The following is a 15269-nucleotide window of genomic DNA, read 5'->3' as shown; positions in this document are numbered from 1 at the left end:
AGGTTATGAGAACGACGGGCAAGGACAAACCGGACACCCTCCGGCGGGTCGGCGTGTCAGAACTCCTCATTTCTGAGAACAGCACAGTGCCACTTGGCTACGCAGAGCCAAATTGCATTCGCAGCGACTCGAGCAGCGGCTCCGATGTCCAGTCGCCGGGCCGACGGGTTCATGATGGCCAAGGGCTGTGGCGCTTCACCAGGTGATCGGTTGGCTGGTGAGCATGGGCCGGACCTTGGTGAGCATCAGGTCGAGGAACCGATCGGGGTGGCGGAAGGAGGCGAAGTGGCTCGCGTCCGGGATGAGGGCGAAGTTCTTTACGGGCGCGGTGACGTCGTCGAAGAACCGCCGGACCGGCTCGGGCGGGGTGATCACGTCGCGCTCGCCCTGGAAGATGAAGAACGGGATGGCGAACGTGGTGCCTTCGGCCCATTCGTCGATGGTCGCGGACTCGGGCGCGACGCGCTCGGAGAAGCTCATGGCCTTGGTGTAGGCAGGCAGCTCGCGCAGGGAGTGCAGGGGCGAGGACAGCAGGGAGCCGACCACGACGGTCTTGATGGTGTCGAAGGTGAGCGGGTCGGAGCCGACGGTGTGCTTGTTGTACTGCGACCAGTCCTCGGCGCCCCAGGCCGACCTGTCCGCGCCCATCGTGGTGACGGCGGCCAATTCCTTGCTCTTGCCGGCCGCGCCGAGCCGGTCCAGCAGCGCGCGGTAGGCGGTGTGGTCGCGGCCGCCGGCGTTGATGTTCTGGTCGGTGCCGACGTAGGCGCAGTACAGCTCCGGGTGGTTGCGGGCCAGGCGCAGCCCGACGATGGAGCCGAAGGAGCAGCCGAGCAGCACGACTTTGTCGACGCCGAGCCGGGCGCGGATGTGCTGGGTGACCTCCAGGGCGTCGCGCTCAAGGCGCTGCAGGCTCATGTCTCCCTGCCCGTCGGGTCCGCCGTGAGCGAAGGTCTTGCCAGCGCCGCGCATGTCCCACCGCACGATCGTGAAGTGCCGCTCCCAGGAGCGGGTGCGCGAGGCGAAGATCAGGTTGGTGGCGCCGGGGCCGCCGTGGAGTTCCAGGATCACCGGGTTGCGGCGGTCTTCGCCGCGGATGGTGATCCACTGGTCGATGCCGCCGATGCGGAGGAACCCGGATTCCTCGATGCCGTGCGGGCTGGTGATGCGTAGTCGTTTGGCGTGGGCGGTGCGCCTGAGCTGGCGGTAGCCGAGCAGGCCTGCGACGGGGACGGTGATGACCGCAGTGGCGGTTGCGGCGATGGCGATGCCAAGCATCTGCTACTTCCTTAAACTGTTTATAGCAGTAACAAGCGCGTTTACGCTATATACAGTTGTGGGAGGGTGTCAACCGACGTCCGCGAAGACCTCACCAAGGGGAGCGACCATGGCCAGGGCAGCCAAGCCGCGCGAGAACAAAGACAAGAAGGCGCGCGACCTGCCGACGGGCATCGCACTGCTGTGGGGCGAACAGGACCAGCCCGCCCGCGGCCCCAAGCCCAGCCTCACCCCCCAGCGCATCGCCGAAGCCGCCGTGACCCTCGCCGACGCCGAAGGGCTGGAGGCCGTCTCGATGAACAAGGTCGCCGCCGAATTCGGCGTCTCCGCCATGGCCCTGTACCGCTACGTGCCCGGCAAGACCGAACTCGTCGAATTGATGGTGGAAGCCGTCCTCGCCGAACCCCCCGACCTGTCGGCCGCCGGCTCCGCCTGGCGACCCCGGCTTTCCGTGTGGGCCCACCGCCAGTGGGGGGTCTACCAGGCCCACCCCTGGCTGCTGGCCGCCACCGCCATGCGCCGGCAGATCATGGGCCCCCACCAACTCGCCTGGATGGACGCCGCACTTGCCGCCCTGGAACCCACCGGTCTGACCGCCGGCCAACGCCACCAGGTCTTCCTGCTGATCGCCGGGCAGGTACGCAACCTCGCCCAGCAACGGGCCGACTTCGACGAGGACCACAACCGCGAATGGGGTCGCCTGACCAGCGAACTACTCAACCGCCACAGCAATCGCTTCCCCGCCCTGACCAAGGCGATCGCCGACGGCGCATTCACCTCCACCGAGCTCGATCCACTCGGCTTCGGCCTTGATCGCATCCTCGACGGCGTCCAAGTGCTCATCGACCGTGGCTAGCGAGCATCACCCCCCTACGATCGCTGACCTACTGACGCAGCTGTGGCGGGGTCAGGTAGCGCCGGCGGACGTAGCGCGGGCCACGCTCAACCGGCCGACGAACTCATGGGTTATTTCTCATTCCTGGTCAGAGGGCAGGTGACTGCCTGCCGGCGTCGAGTGCGGTGAAGTAGGCGGCGCTGTCGGCGTCCGTCGGGTAGTACGACTCGATCGCGACCTCGTCCAGGGTGATGTCCATCGGAGTACCGAACGTGGTCGTCGTCGAGAACAGCCGCAGTTCGCGCCCGCCGAAGCTGAAGATCATCGGGATGGTGACCTCCGACTCGACCGGTTGACTCGCGTCCCCCGAATGGGGGGCAAGGTAATCCTCGTAGAGCGCGGTGAGTCCAGGGTCGGGAGCTGTGGCGAGTTGCCGTGCGATCCGGACACGCAGCAGCGTACGCACCTGCGCCAGGTTGACGATGTGCGGGGCGAGCCCGCGCGGGTCCAGCCCCAGCCGCACCATGTTGATCGGCCGTACCAGCAGGTCGGGGGCGACGGCGGCGAGGAACGGGTCGATGGCGCGGTTGCTCATCACGATGTTCCACCGGCGGTCGACGGCCAGTGCCGGATACGGCTCATGCGCGCGCAGTACACGCTCGATCGCGTCCCAGGCCGCCGACAACGACTCCTGATCGAGCGGCCGTTCGGCATAGCGGGGCGCGAAGCCGGCGGCCAGCAGCAGCCGGTTGCGCTCTCGCAACGGCACGTCGAGCTGCTCGGCCAGTCGCAGGATCATCTCGGCGCTCGGGCGGGACTTGCCGGTCTCCACCAGGCTGACGTGACGAGCCGACACATCGGCGGCGATCGCGAGATCCAGCTGGCTGAGGCGCCGGCGATGCCGCCACTGCCGCAGCAGTTCCCCCACAGTGTGCATGGACGACGATGCTACTCATCGAGCACCCGAATGCTATGAAATGGCATTTCATCGACAAATGTCCCGGACGTCGGAAACATTGCGGCCCGTGACTACGCAGAACATGACCCATGACAACAAGAGCATCGTCCAGCAGGCGCTGACCGCACTGGTCGCGACCGGCGACGTCGACACGCTCGCGCCGTTGCTGAGCGACGACTTCCTCCATCACCGCCCGGACGCGACCTCCAAGACGAAGTCGGAATGGCTGGCCGCCGTGGGCGCCGCGCTCGTCCCACTCGCCGGCATGCAGGTCGAGATCCAGCACGTGCTGGCCGACGGCGATCATGTCGTGATGCATTCCAGGCGTCAGCTGCCCGGTGACGGGCCGGAGATCACGGTCGTCGACATCTGGCGGCTCGACGACGGTCTGATCACCGAGGCATGGGAGATCATCGAGCCGACGTCCCAGGCGGCCGCCAACCTGACCTGGTGGGAGATTCGCTGATCGCCGGCCCGGCCGCAAGCCGGGCGCCGCGGCTGTGAACACCGGGGCATCGTGACGGCCCCATGCCCCACCTCAAGCCTGGGTTCTGCACCCCCTCCCGGCCACGCCGCCGTCGTCGGGAGGGTCAGGGATCTCGCCGAGCTGCCGCAGGCCTTCCACCGGTGCGGAGGGGGAGATGGAGTAGCGGCCCAGGACGTTGAGGTGGGAGTGGCCGAGCGGGGACAGGCCGCCGGCGTCCTCATCCTTGACCCGGGAGGCCTCTGGGGAGGGGCGGACCGGATTTTGGTTCCGTCGCCTGTGTCTCGGGTCCAAGTCTGGTGAGCCCGCCCCTTTGACTGGACCGATCCTCTCCTCAGCCCGTTGCCCGGGCTGCGGCGGCCCGGGGAACGGGCTCTCTGCCAACGGCTCCTGTCGGTCTCAGCCTCGATCCGGTCGGGGGATGTCGATACCGCCGGCGCGGAGCCTCGCTTCGACGAGCGAGGCCAGGCGGGCCGCGGCGGAGTCGCGTTCTTCGCCGTGGTGGGCGATCAACCGGTAGCGGGTCGCGGTCTCGGTATGGGCTTGCAGACCGGTCACGATCCTGAGGTGGTCGGGGTGGGCGAGGTAGTGCTCGGCCATGTCGGTGGCCAGCTCCACAACGCGGGGATCATCCGGTGCCCAGCCGATGACTTCGGCGCTGCGCTTGGTCAGCTCCACGAAGCGGGGGTTGCGCAGCGCGTGTTCGATGTCGGCGAGGTAGTCCTCGAAGCTTTCGGGGACCAGGGCCTTGGCCAGGACGAAGGATTCCCGGGCAGTGCGTACGTCCTCCGGGGTGAAGCCGAGGGTCGGCATTGCCTCCAGCATCGCTACGGCGCGGTCGGGCAGCAAGGTCCGGTCGCCGCTGGTGAGCCGGTTGAGCATGTCCCTCTGTGCGGCCAACGCGGCGATCCGGGCGGTGAGGCGCTGCTCGACGTCGGCGAGCGCCGCGGCGAACGGCGCGGCGTCGCAGTCCAGCAGCGGGCCGATGTCGGCCAGCGGCACCCCGGCGCCGGCGAGCGTTTTGACCTGCACCAGTCTCAACAGCTCGGCCGAGCCGTAGCGCCGATACCCCGAGCTGTCGCGCGCGGGCTCCGCCACCAGCCCGAGCTTGTGGTAGTGCCGCACCGTTTTGATCGTGACGCCGGCGAACGCGGCCGCCTGGCCGATGGTCACCCCCGCGGCCATGGGCTCAGCGATCCTTTCGCGCCTGCGCGGCGGCGGCGGTCTCCCGCACCGCGGCGGCGACCGCCCGGAAATCCTTGCGCAGGATCTGGGTGTGGTTGCTCTCTACTTTGGTGCTGACCCGCAGGTTGGGGTTGCGGCGGAGCACCGGATCGAGAGAGGCGCGCATCTGCTCCATCTCCTCCGCACCGCCGCCGAGGTTGGCTCCGGAGGCCAGGATATAGCGCACCGGGCAGGACAGCCGGTCCAGGACGGGTTCGAGGGCAGCGCAGACCTCGTTGATCTCGATGTTGACCTGGGCGTGCTGAGCGGCACTCATCGAGGCGGCCAGGCCGAAGGGGCGCGCGAGCGGCAACCCCAGCCGCATCCTGCGAAACGCGCGCCGGATCCGCTCCCGGTTCTCCTCACCGGTCAGCCCCCAGGGGACCGCGCCGTCGACCGAGACCAGCCCGGCGATACGGTCGGGGTTGCGATCGGCCCAGTGCACCGCCAGCGCCGCACCATAGGACCAGCCGACCAGCAGCGGCCGCTCCACCCCGATCGCCTCGAGGACTGCGTCGACGTCGCGCAGACAGCCCTCGAAGGAGTAGTCGGCCGACCGCTTCGACTTGCCGCGGGCGCGCTCGTCGTAGGTGAGGTGTCGCCACCGGGGGCCGAGTTCGGCGATCACCCGCCGCCAGGAGCGCTGGCTCGCATAGGAGCCGTTGAGATACACGACGGCTTGGCCGGGGCCGCGGGTATCGGTGACCGCCAGGGCCGTGTCGTCGACGGGCACCATGCCGGCCCATGAGGAAGCGTGTGAATGCTTCATGCGGTCAGCATCCGCCTTGACCTCGGGTCAAGGTCAAACGGACCGTCGAGGCCACCGAATCGAGTTCCGGTGACCTCGACGGAGGCATTGACCTGCATCGCCGCATCGGCGTCGGGCGAGAGCGCCGCTGTAGGCGACGACAGACTTCTTCGTCGACTTCGAGGAACGCGACGAGGACTACGGCCGGCAAGCCGCCATGCTCGCGGTCATCGGCCGGACCACAGGAGCAAGGCTGACCAGCGAGTGGCTGGAACAACCACACCCGTACACAACGGTCCCCCATGTCGGACGGAGCACGCTGAACCCCTGAGCGCTCGATCACATGCATCTCGGGAAGCGATCTTCGCCTGGACGTCATCGTCGCTGCTCAACCACGCTGGTCGGCGGAGGGGACGGCTCGATCAGCGCTCAGGTCGCCAGCCCCCCGCCTTGCCGGGGTGGCACCGGGCTGGCGTCGCGCCGTCGCGGCAGCGCGGCCGCCAGGAGGGCGACGGCGGCCAGCACCACGGCGATGGCGGCGAAGGCCTGCCCGTAGCCAGTCGCCAGCTCCGGCGCCCGGCCGGGCCGGCACGTTCGCCGTCCTGCCCCGCCGTGAGCGCGACCAGGGACGCCAGGCCGAGCGCGCCGCCGATCTGCTTGGCGGTGTTCATCAGCCCGGAGGCCGCCCCCGCGTCGGCTGCGGCGACGCCCGAGGTGACCGTGACAGTCAGCGGCGTGTTCAGCAGGCCGCCGCCGAGCGAGATCAGCACGGCTGGGCCGGCGATGGCCGTCAGGTAGTCCTGGCCAGGGGCGATGCGGCTCTGCCACCAGAAGCCGGCTGCGCCGATCAGCGCCCCGGCGACGATGAGCACGCGATCGTCGGCGCGGCGCATCAGCCATGGCGTCAGGCGCAGGCCCACCAGCATGGTCAGCAGGGTGTGCGGCAGGAACGCCAGCCCGGTCTGCAGCGGCCCGTAGCCCAGGACGTGCTGCAGGGACAAGGTCAGGAACTACCACATCGGGTTCAGGCACGCCCCGGCCAGCAGTATCGCGATGTTGCCCAGCCAGATCGGCACGTTGATCAGCAGAATCGCCCGCCAGGACAGGTATTCGGTCAGCGCCCCGCCGATCAGGTTGCCCGCCGTGCCGCCGGCCAGGCTCACCGCCGTCCAGATCGCGATCGCGCGGGTGCGGCGCGGCCCCTCGGGAAAGACAGAGGTCAAGATCGTGAGCGTGGCCGGGGCCAGCACCGCCGCTCCCACCCCCTGACCTGCCCGGGCCGTGATCAGCGCGCCCGGCGCGTCGGCCAGCCGCCCGCCGAGCAGCAGCAGAACGCCGAAACTCAGCGCGTAGGCGTTGCCCACCCACGCCAGGTGCCGGGCGTCGAAGCCGAGCGCGTGCTGGATCGGGGTTGAGGAACCCAGGAACAGCCGTTGGCGGCGAAAATGATCTTGCTCGATGTGTGACGTCCGGCTTCGGCGTGTGATCGCTCTACCGGGAGGTTTCTGGCCCGTGGATGATGCGGTGGATGGTGGAGCGTCCGACGCTGTATTCGGTGGCCAGGTCGGCCAGGGACACCTCGCCCTCGGCGTATCGGCGGCGGATGGAGCGCCGGGCGGGTTCGGGCAATTTGGGCTGCTTGCCCTTGAGCTTGCCGTTCTTCTTGGCCAGGGCCATGCCCTCGCGGGTGCGCATGTGTCCGAGGTTGGCCTCGAACTCGGCGACCATGGCGAGGGTCTGCAGGAACAGCCGCCCGAACGGGTCGTTCCAGTCGTAGACGGATGCGCCGAGTCCGAACAGGACGCCCCGTCCGGACAGGTCGGTGAGGATCTCGTTGGCCTCGGCCATGTTGCGAGCGAACCGGTCGAACTTAGTGACCGTGAACACCGTCCCGTCCCAGTCGGCGGCGAGGGCCTGGTCGAGGCCGACGCGGTTGCGGCGGGTGGTGCCGGAGGAGCCGCGATCGATGTAGATCCGATCCTGGGGGACGCCGAGGGCCAAGAGTTACTCGGTCTGGATGATCACATCCTGCTCGTCGGTCGAGCAGCGGGCGTAGCCGACGCGGGTTCCGTTCACGCGCTCAAGTGTTCCGTATAGCCCCCCTTCACCGGAACAGTTCGCGGAACACCTATACAGAACACCTCGACCTGGCGCTCTGTCCCGGCTGGCGGGTGTTCCGGTTGAGGATCCCCTTACGGAACACCAGTTCATCCACCCCTCCGCACTCCACATGAGGTGTGCAGGTCACCGGTGAGGTCGTCGGGTCCGAGTCCCCTGCTGATCCGGGTGCGCAGGGAGCGCAAAGCTTGCCGGAGTTCGGCTGGTTCGATGTCGGTGAGGTCGGCGTCGAAGGTGAGGAGCAGGCCGGCGAGTCCTGGCCATGACCAGGCGCCAAGGGTGAGGCGGCAAGTGGTTTCGGTGTCGTACTTGACTGTTGATCCGCCGGGAGCGAACCGGGCGACGGTGGAGGCGGGCAGGCCGAGGGTGGCCGAGCCGCAGCATGGCCAGTCGGCAGTGGCGTCTCCGCGGTCGGGTGCGGTCATGACGAAGGTGACGGGATCGCCGTGCGGGATGTCGCGCCGGTCGAAGGGGGTGTGCGTGGGCAGGTGCGCCTGGATGCGATCCATGCGCATGGCGCGCCATCGGCCCGCATCCGGGTCGAAGGCGACCAGGTACCAGCGTGCGGCCCACACCACGAGGTCGTGCGGTTCCAGCGTGAGCGTGACGGGTTCTCCGTCGCCGGTGTAGCCGACGCGTACGAGGTGCTGCCGGTTGATCGCGCTGCCGACGGCGCGGACGGTCTCGGTGTCGATCGGCGGGGCGGGGAACTCCCAGTAGTTGCGGGCAGAGGAGACGGTGAACGCTTTGGCGTGCAGGCGGCTGCGCGCGGGCATCGCCTGGTGCAGCGTGGCGAGAGCGCGTGCCGCGTTCTCGCGGATGCCGGACAGGACCGCCGGGACGGTCTGCAGTGCGACGGCCGTGGCGACGGCCTGGTCCTCGTCGAACACGACCGGCGGCAGGCGGGCGGCGTGACCGAGCCGATAACCGCCACCCGCGCCGCGGATGGCCTCGATCTCGTACCCGAGGTCTCGGAGCGTGTCGATGTCGCGGCGCACGGTTCGCACCGACGTTCCGAGCCGGGTGGCGAGTTTCTCGGCGGTCAGGGTCGCGCCGATCCCGAAGATGGACAGCAGTTTGAGCGTCCGCGCGGAGGTGGCAGCCATGATTCTCCGATTCTCTCGCCGATAGCGGTCACTCGATGGCAACTATGCCGACGATGGTGACCGGCATGACCGCTTCACCAAGCCCGCCAAAGGGCTCCTTCAACCCTGAGGTTCCTCCCGTACCCATCGCCGGCGCCGGCGCGACTGCGGCGCTGCTGGTGGTGCTCTTCGGGTCGTTCATGGACCTTCTCGATGCGACGATCGTGACCGTCGCGGCCCCGGCGATAGCCCGGGACCTGGGTGCCGGCGACGCTCAGATCCAGTGGACGATCGCCGCCTACACCCTCGCCCTGGGCGCGGGCCTGATCACCGGTGGACGGCTCGGTGATCAGTACGGCCGCAAGCGGCTGTTCCTGATCGGGCTGGCCGGGTTCATGCTCACCTCGGCGCTGTGCGCGCTGGCCGCCGATCCGGGGATGCTCATCGGCATGCGGGCCGCGCAGGGGCTGACCGGCGGCATCATGGTGCCGCAGGTGTTCGGGATCATCCGGGCGTCCTTCGCGCCGGGTGAGCGGGCCAAGGCGTTCGGCGCGTACGGAGCGGTTCAGGGTCTCGCCTCGGTCGCGGGTCCGCTGCTGGGCGGGCTGCTCGTCGAGGCCGACCTGTTCGGCCTGGGCTGGCGTACGATCTTCTGGATCAATGTGCCCGTCTCGGTCCTGGCCCTCATCATCGGCGCGAAGGTGCTGCCGGAGTCCCGCTCCACCTCGACCGCGCGGCTGGACCTGGCGGGCGCGTTCCTGGCGGCCACGGGCATCCTGCTCCTGCTGCTGCCGATCATCCAGGCCGAGACCTGGGGATGGACCTGGGGCAGCTACGCCCTGCTGGCGGCCGGGATCGTCGTGCTCTCGATCTTCCTCGTCTACGAGCGCCGCCTCACCGGACGCGGGAACGAGCCCGTCTTCGATCCCGCTCTGCTGAGAATCCGGGCCTTCACCGTCGGCCTGGTCGCTTCGGTGCTGTTCTTCGGCGGCCTCGGGTCGTACTTCCTCACCCTCTCGATCTACCTGCAGAACGGGACCGGCCGGACCGCGTGGGAGACCGGCCTGGTGATCCTCCCGTACGCGCTCGGCTCGATCATCACCTCCGGCCTCGGCGTCGCCCTGGCCGCCAAGGCGGGCAGAACACTGCTGATCGCCGGCTCGCTCACGATCGCGGCATCGCACCTCGTTCTGTGGTACGTCGTCAAGGACGGCGACGATCCCGGATACTGGCTGCTCGCCCTGGCGCTGTTCATCGGTGGCCTCGGACTCGGTCTCGCCGCGCCGATCCTCGTCAACGTCGTCCTGGCGGGCGTCCCCGGGCGCAACGCGGGCGCCGCGGGCGGGGTGCTGTCCACTGTCAACCAGATCGGCGGCGCCGCCGGCATCGCCGTGCTCGGCACGGTCTTCTTCACCTCTGCCACCGGTCCAGCCGCCGGGGCGCCGGCGCTGTCCGACTACAGTCATGCGCTCGGCATCGTCCTGATCGTCTCAGCCGCGCTCTACCTGATCACGGCATTCGTGATGCTCGCGCTCCCGAAGACCGCGGCCGAGCACGCCGAGTAGAGAAGCACGCCGCTTGTCAACCGGCATCTCGAGCGCGCCGCCTGTCACCAGGGCAACGGCGCAGGCGAAGGGGGCGCCCTGCCTTCACATCGAGACAGGCTGACCAGAAATGGGTGCGGCCCAGAACGGGCCGGGCTCGCGGGGGCCGGTGGCCCCCGCGAGCCCGGCAGGTCCTACGCCCCTTCCTCCTCCAGGTCGTCGCTGTCGGGGAAGTCGGGCAGGTCGGGGATCTCACCGAGCTGCCGCAGTCCTTCGGCCGGTGCGGAGGAGGAGATGGAGTAGCGGCCCAGGACGTTGAGGTGGGCGTGGCCGAGCGGGGACAGCCGGGCGGCATCCTCATCCTTCACCGGGACGCCGTCGGCGCGCAGCCGGTCGACCGCAGCCGATAGGTACTTGGAGTTCCACAGCGCGACCGCGTTGACGACCAGCCCCAGAGCCGCTAGCTGATCCTCCTGGCCCTCCCGATAAGCCTTCCGGATCTGACCGTTGCCGCCATGGCAGATCTTGCGGGCGAGCCGGTGCCGCGACTCCTGCACGGTGAGCTGCTTGTTCAGCTTGCGGCGGTAAGTGTCGTCGATCGGGTCCAAGATGCTGAGCGGGTGCAGGGCCTTGTTCTTGGGGGGCTGGGTAAGGTTCCGGCTCTGGCCGAACGTCGCGCCGCATGCGCGTGGGCTTAGAGGAGCGAGGCGGGGAGAGGAGTGGTCCAGCGTTCAACTGCCGAGGGCGCGCTTTTGCGGGTGGATCGCCTCGCCGCGGGCGAGCATGTCAACGAGCCGGGTGATACGGCGGGCTCGGGTCTCGGCGCGTTTGGCGTTCGTGATCCGATAGAGAACGGCGTAGCGGTTCTGGGAGGTGAGAATGTCGAACATGGCTTGTGCCTGGGGTTTCGCGGCCAGTGCGGCGGCCAGATCGGCCGGCACCTCGATGCCGGCTTGTCCCGCGTAGGCCGCCTCCCAGCGGCCGTCGGCCTTGGCGCGTTCGACCTCGGTCATTCCGGCCGGATGCATCCGGCCCTCACCGATCAGACGGGTGACGATGGAAACGTTCCGCGCCGACCAGGGACTTCGCCTTCCGCGAGGGGTGAAGCGCCGGCAGAAGGTGATCTCATCCCGCCGTCGTAGCCGACCGTCGATCCAGCCGTGGCACAGGGCTTCGTCGAGCGCCTGGTCATAGGTCAGGCTGGTGGGCCGGGTCGTGTTCCGCTTGGCGAGGACCAGCCACACCCCTGCCGAGCTGTCGTGGTGCCTGCGAGCCACTCCCGCCAGGCTCGGGCATCGGTGGTCAGCGCGAGCGCCGCCCGCTCCTCCTCGGTGAAGAACGGGGTCTCGCGCCAGGTGATCACGCTGTGCAGCCGCTCGTTGGCCTCTCCATGCTTCTTCGCCGACTGGACGCCGGCGAACACACACGGGCTGCAGCCGTTGATCTGGCTGGCCCGCAGATGGACCAGCTCGAGCACGAGCGGGTCGACGCCACCGGCGTGAATCGCCTTCTGGAGATGCTGGACCGCTGTGATCACGTCGGAATTCGCCACGCTCTTCATGCGTGCTTCCATCAGTGTTGCTCCTTCATCGGTCACCTCGGCCCGTCCGGTTCCGTCATCTAGCGCACCTTGGCGGAGGTCATCGTCGTAATGGACTTTTCGGCCGAGGAGTCAGCCATGGTCAACACCGCGGCGCGGCTGCTGCGGCTGCTGTCTTTGCTGTCAACGCGGCGGTCCTGGACGTGCGCTGATCTTTCCGCCCAGTTGGAGATCACCGAACGGACGGTTCGCCGGGACATCGCCCGGCTACGTGAGCTCGGCTACGGCATCGAATCCGAGATGGGCCCATGGGGCGGCTACCACCTCGGGCCCGGAACCAGCATTCCGCCACTGATCCTTGACGAGGAGGAGGCCCTCGCAGTCGCTGTCGGGCTGCGCACCGCCGCCTTCAGCGGAGTCTCCGGCAGCGACCAGGCAGCCCTGTCGGCGCTGCTGAAACTACGCCGGGTGCTGCCGGCCAGGATCGCCGACCGGCTCGGCGGGCTGGACACCGCGTTCACCCACACCGCACGACCCGACGACAGCCAGATCTCCCCCGCGCTGCTCCTCGACCTGGCCACCGCGTGCCGGCGAGGCGAACGCACCCGGTTGACCTACCGCGACCGGACCGGAACGACGTCCACCCGCCGAGTGGGCCCCCACCGGCTCATCTACACCGGCCGCCGCTGGTATCTCCTCGCCTACGACCTGACGCGGCAGGACTGGCGCACCTTCCGTACCGATCGCATCATCGATGCCACGGCCACCGGGCAGGCCGCCGCCCTGCCCGACCCGCCGGATCCGGCACAGATGGTCGGTACGGGCATCGCGCTGAGGCCCCACCCGGTGCGGGTGACCATCCGCCTGGCCGTACCGGCCGATGAGGCGCGCAGGCTGGTGCCGTCGACGGTCGGCGTCCACCACCCGGACGGCGATGACGCAACGATCATCGACATCGGCGGGCCGGACGCCGACGGCCTGGCCCGCTACCTGCTCAGCCTCGGCCGGCCACTCCAGATACTGCACCCAGAAGAGGTCCGCCAGGCATTCCTCACCCGCGCACAACGGCTCCTCAACGACAACCAGTAACACAAACACCCGCCGCACTGCCGGTCCGCGAAGACGCGACCTGCGGAAACGCTGTCTCAGACAGGAGGTCCGCGCCGCGGGGACCTGGATGCCGGACTGGGCAATCCCGCGCTGAACGCCACCGCGGAGGGTCGGACCGATGAACCGGGATTCAGGAGGCAGGCGGGGCCATCGGCACCCTCCGGCCCTGCCCCTCCGTATGCCCCATATGAGGCACGAGCAGGCACGCCAAGGACCTCGACCAGGGCAAACGGCCGTCTTCACGAATCGTCGTCAAGAGCGACTCCGCAGCGCCAAAATCCGGTCCGATCCTCCCCGGAGGCCGAGGTGAGCCCAAAAGGGGCCATGGGATGATCTTGCTTCGTGATCGACGAGCAGCCCGTCGTCACGGCCGCGGCGCCGGTACGGGGCTCGGGAACGGCACCGGCCTGGAGGGCGGCGAAGTCGGCGTGCGCGGCCTCGATGGCTTCGGGGTACGCCTCGCGCCTGGCGTGCTCGGCGAGCGCCCGGTAGATGCCGGCCACGGAGGGGTTCTGGCCCTTGCGCTTGCCGGTGGGGATGATCAGGCCGGGCTGGATCTGCTCGACGGACTCGCCGTTCGCCCGGCGCCGCAGCACGGTGTGCAGCATGTCCTCGGTGATGACCGGCGGCCGGCCGCCGTGCTTGCCCTTGCGGGCTTGAGAACGCTAGCCGCGTGGGGACGGGTCAACGGGTGCGTTCATAGTGGCGACGTGCTTTTTCGCGGTTGCCGCAGACGGCCATTGAACACCAGCGGGCGCGGTTGGCGCGGCTGCGGTCGAGCAGGAAAAGCTGGCACTCGTTGTTGGCACAGGGGCGCAGTCGGCCAGGCAGTTGCTTCTCGGTGGCGGCCCAGGCGAGGACCATCTCAACGGCCAGCCGGGCATGCGGGGGGGTCTTGAGCGTCCACTGAAGGCCACCCGAAGTGATCTCTGGGGTCTGGTGGACCCCTTCGAGCAGCGGGCTCATCGTGGCGGGCGAGCTTTCTCCGCGCACTATGCCCTGCAGGATGTCGCGCGTCTCGCGCAGCAGCGCGAGCTCCGCGAGGCTGCCATCGCCGCCGCGCTCCTGCGCCCAGCGCCTGCCTTCGGACGGGTCGCCGAGTGCGTCCTGTTCCTCGCCGTTGACCAGTGGCCTGCTGTTGAGCAGGTCCAGTAGCGCGTCCATCGGGTGCCATTCCCCTTCTAACCAGATCGAATCATTTGACAGGTTAGACCATCCCGTGCTTGCATGGCGAGAAACTAACCGGATTAGACACCCAAAGAGGTTAGATATGCACTCGGTGCACCACAGGACCGCCGCTGTCGACGGTCATGAGATCTTCTACCGCGAAGCCGGCCCCGCCGACGCTCCCGTGATCGTCCTGCTGCACGGCTACCCGACCAGCTCGTTCATGTTCCGCGAGCTCATCCCGCTGCTGGCCGACGACTACCACGTCGTCGCGCCCGACCACCTCGGCTTCGGCCACTCCGACGCCCCCCTCGTGGGAGAATTCACCTACACCTTCGACGCCCTCGCCGAACTCACCTCCGGACTGCTCGACCAACTGGGCCTGGACCGCTACGCCCTCTACGTCCAGGACTACGGCGCCCCCATCGGATGGCGCCTCGCGCTCCAGCACCCCGAACGGATCTCCGCCCTCGTCACCCAGAACGGCAACGGCTACGAGGACGGTTTCGTCGAGTCGTTCTGGACCGACGTCTGGGCCTACGGGGCGAACCCCGGCCCCGACACCGAACCCGCCGTCCGCGCCGCGCTGAGCATCGACGCCATCCGCTGGCAGTACATGCACGGCGTACCCGACCCGAGCCTGGTCAGCCCGGACACCTGGGAGCACGACTTCGCCCTCGTCTCCCGCGAGGGCAACGACGAGGTCCAGCTGGCGCTGTTCCACGACTACCAGAACAACCGCCCGCTCTACCCGCTGCTGCACGAATTCCTGCGCACCAGCGAGGTCCCGGTGCTCGCCGTGTGGGGCCGCAACGACGAAATCTTCGGCCCGGCCGGCGCGCAGGCCTTCGCCCGCGACGCAAAGGACGCGGAGGTGCACCTGATCAACGGCGGTCACTTTCTGCTGGAGAGCCACCTGGACGTCGTCGCGGGCTACCTGCGCGGCTTCCTCGGACGGGTGCTGGGATAAGTAGGGCCGGGGCTGGAAACGGAGGGCCACCGCGCCGGTCCCCACCCTAAAGCCGCATGCCATAGGTGTGACCATCCCGTGGCCCCTTTTGGGCTCGCCTCGGCGATACCCCCTCCAGACCGAGCGGCTCCTGCTCCTCGGCATCCCGGGGTTCCTCAACCCCGGCACGTGGCAGGGGTCCGCGTGGCCGGACGGATCCCGGCCGGAC

At 68.8% G+C, this 15269-nt stretch carries 18 protein-coding genes and 1 pseudogene; 5 read left to right on the top strand and 14 right to left on the bottom strand.

From position 1 onward, the window contains the following. Nucleotides 1–195 precede the first annotated feature (195 nt). Nucleotides 196–1278, bottom strand: a complete 1083-nt coding sequence (locus ACZ6W9_RS10135) for an alpha/beta fold hydrolase (RefSeq protein WP_389969362.1) — start codon at nt 1276–1278, stop codon at nt 196–198. A 109-nt stretch (nt 1279–1387) separates the two neighbouring features. Between ACZ6W9_RS10135 and ACZ6W9_RS10130 the strand changes: the two genes are divergently transcribed. After that, complete coding sequence (locus ACZ6W9_RS10130) at nt 1388–2134, top strand: TetR/AcrR family transcriptional regulator (RefSeq protein WP_470117311.1); 747 nt, start codon at nt 1388–1390, stop codon at nt 2132–2134. A gap of 127 nt (nt 2135–2261) precedes the next feature. Here ACZ6W9_RS10130 and ACZ6W9_RS10125 read toward each other — a convergent pair whose 3' ends face one another. Continuing rightward, entirely contained in the window at nt 2262–3050 is a 789-nt protein-coding gene (locus tag ACZ6W9_RS10125; protein WP_389969366.1) for a helix-turn-helix domain-containing protein, read from the bottom strand. A gap of 88 nt (nt 3051–3138) precedes the next feature. Here ACZ6W9_RS10125 and ACZ6W9_RS10120 point away from each other — a divergent pair, with 88 nt between their 5' ends. Continuing rightward, nucleotides 3139–3537, top strand: coding sequence for a nuclear transport factor 2 family protein (locus ACZ6W9_RS10120; protein WP_389969368.1), 399 nt, complete (start codon nt 3139–3141; stop codon nt 3535–3537). A 417-nt stretch (nt 3538–3954) separates the two neighbouring features. On the opposite strand, the gene ACZ6W9_RS10115 is transcribed toward ACZ6W9_RS10120, so the two are convergent. The 7 genes from ACZ6W9_RS10115 to ACZ6W9_RS10085 all read right to left on the bottom strand — a co-directional run bounded on the left by ACZ6W9_RS10115 (nt 3955) and on the right by ACZ6W9_RS10085 (nt 8932). After that, entirely contained in the window at nt 3955–4740 is a 786-nt protein-coding gene (locus ACZ6W9_RS10115; protein WP_389969370.1) for a MerR family transcriptional regulator, read from the bottom strand. Nucleotides 4741–4744: 4 nt separating this feature from the next. After that, the gene (locus ACZ6W9_RS10110) at nt 4745–5548 is read right to left on the bottom strand and encodes an alpha/beta fold hydrolase (RefSeq protein ID WP_470117308.1); all 804 of its coding nucleotides are present in this window, start codon (nt 5546–5548) and stop codon (nt 4745–4747) included. 401 nt (nt 5549–5949) lie between these two features. Next, a complete protein-coding gene (locus ACZ6W9_RS10105) occupies nt 5950–6528 on the bottom strand; it encodes an MFS transporter (protein WP_389969374.1) in 579 nt (192 codons plus the stop codon). Between the two features lie 9 nt (nt 6529–6537). Continuing rightward, entirely contained in the window at nt 6538–6891 is a 354-nt protein-coding gene (locus ACZ6W9_RS10100; RefSeq protein WP_389969376.1) for an MFS transporter, read from the bottom strand. A gap of 127 nt (nt 6892–7018) precedes the next feature. Then, nucleotides 7019–7528, bottom strand: coding sequence for a recombinase family protein (locus ACZ6W9_RS10095; protein WP_389969378.1), 510 nt, complete (start codon nt 7526–7528; stop codon nt 7019–7021). 206 nt (nt 7529–7734) lie between these two features. Then, nucleotides 7735–8751: a helix-turn-helix transcriptional regulator gene (locus tag ACZ6W9_RS10090; protein WP_389969380.1), complete on the bottom strand. Its 1017-nt coding sequence runs from the start codon at nt 8749–8751 to the stop codon at nt 7735–7737. A 28-nt stretch (nt 8752–8779) separates the two neighbouring features. Beyond that, nucleotides 8780–8932 (bottom strand): hypothetical protein, encoded by a 153-nt coding sequence (locus tag ACZ6W9_RS10085; RefSeq protein ID WP_389969382.1) that lies wholly within the window; start codon nt 8930–8932, stop codon nt 8780–8782. Between ACZ6W9_RS10085 and ACZ6W9_RS10080 the strand changes: the two genes are divergently transcribed. After that, nucleotides 8931–10295 (top strand): MFS transporter, encoded by a 1365-nt coding sequence (locus ACZ6W9_RS10080; RefSeq protein WP_470117305.1) that lies wholly within the window; start codon nt 8931–8933, stop codon nt 10293–10295. The two genes, ACZ6W9_RS10085 and ACZ6W9_RS10080, sit on opposite strands and share 2 nt — an antisense overlap. 173 nt (nt 10296–10468) lie before the next feature. Here ACZ6W9_RS10080 and ACZ6W9_RS10075 read toward each other — a convergent pair. The 3 genes and pseudogenes from ACZ6W9_RS10075 to ACZ6W9_RS10065 form a co-directional block, all read right to left on the bottom strand. After that, nucleotides 10469–10906, bottom strand: a pseudogene (locus ACZ6W9_RS10075) (Tn3 family transposase); the annotation flags it as partial. A gap of 99 nt (nt 10907–11005) precedes the next feature. Further along, nucleotides 11006–11518: a YdeI/OmpD-associated family protein gene (locus tag ACZ6W9_RS10070; RefSeq protein WP_389968678.1), complete on the bottom strand. Its 513-nt coding sequence runs from the start codon at nt 11516–11518 to the stop codon at nt 11006–11008. Beyond that, nucleotides 11470–11847, bottom strand: coding sequence for a carboxymuconolactone decarboxylase family protein (locus tag ACZ6W9_RS10065; protein ID WP_389968680.1), 378 nt, complete (start codon nt 11845–11847; stop codon nt 11470–11472). The genes ACZ6W9_RS10070 and ACZ6W9_RS10065 overlap by 49 nt, the downstream gene beginning before the upstream one ends. Nucleotides 11848–11952: 105 nt before the next feature. Between ACZ6W9_RS10065 and ACZ6W9_RS10060 the strand changes: the two genes are divergently transcribed. Next, complete coding sequence (locus ACZ6W9_RS10060; protein WP_470117302.1) at nt 11953–12903, top strand: helix-turn-helix transcriptional regulator; 951 nt, start codon at nt 11953–11955, stop codon at nt 12901–12903. A gap of 260 nt (nt 12904–13163) precedes the next feature. Here ACZ6W9_RS10060 and ACZ6W9_RS10055 read toward each other — a convergent pair whose 3' ends face one another. Both ACZ6W9_RS10055 and ACZ6W9_RS10050 read right to left on the bottom strand, forming a co-directional pair. Next, nucleotides 13164–13532 (bottom strand): hypothetical protein, encoded by a 369-nt coding sequence (locus ACZ6W9_RS10055; RefSeq protein WP_470117300.1) that lies wholly within the window; start codon nt 13530–13532, stop codon nt 13164–13166. A 76-nt stretch (nt 13533–13608) separates the two neighbouring features. Beyond that, entirely contained in the window at nt 13609–14088 is a 480-nt protein-coding gene (locus ACZ6W9_RS10050) for a CGNR zinc finger domain-containing protein (RefSeq protein ID WP_389968685.1), read from the bottom strand. A 106-nt stretch (nt 14089–14194) separates the two neighbouring features. Between ACZ6W9_RS10050 and ACZ6W9_RS10045 the strand changes: the two genes are divergently transcribed. Then, nucleotides 14195–15061 (top strand): alpha/beta fold hydrolase, encoded by an 867-nt coding sequence (locus ACZ6W9_RS10045; RefSeq protein WP_389968687.1) that lies wholly within the window; start codon nt 14195–14197, stop codon nt 15059–15061. Nucleotides 15062–15269 lie beyond the last annotated feature (208 nt).

The organism is Streptosporangium sp. NPDC053982 (assembly GCF_055585205.1).
The sequence above is the reverse complement of the archived record's forward strand: the minus strand, read 5'-3'. Positions and strand labels throughout refer to the sequence as shown.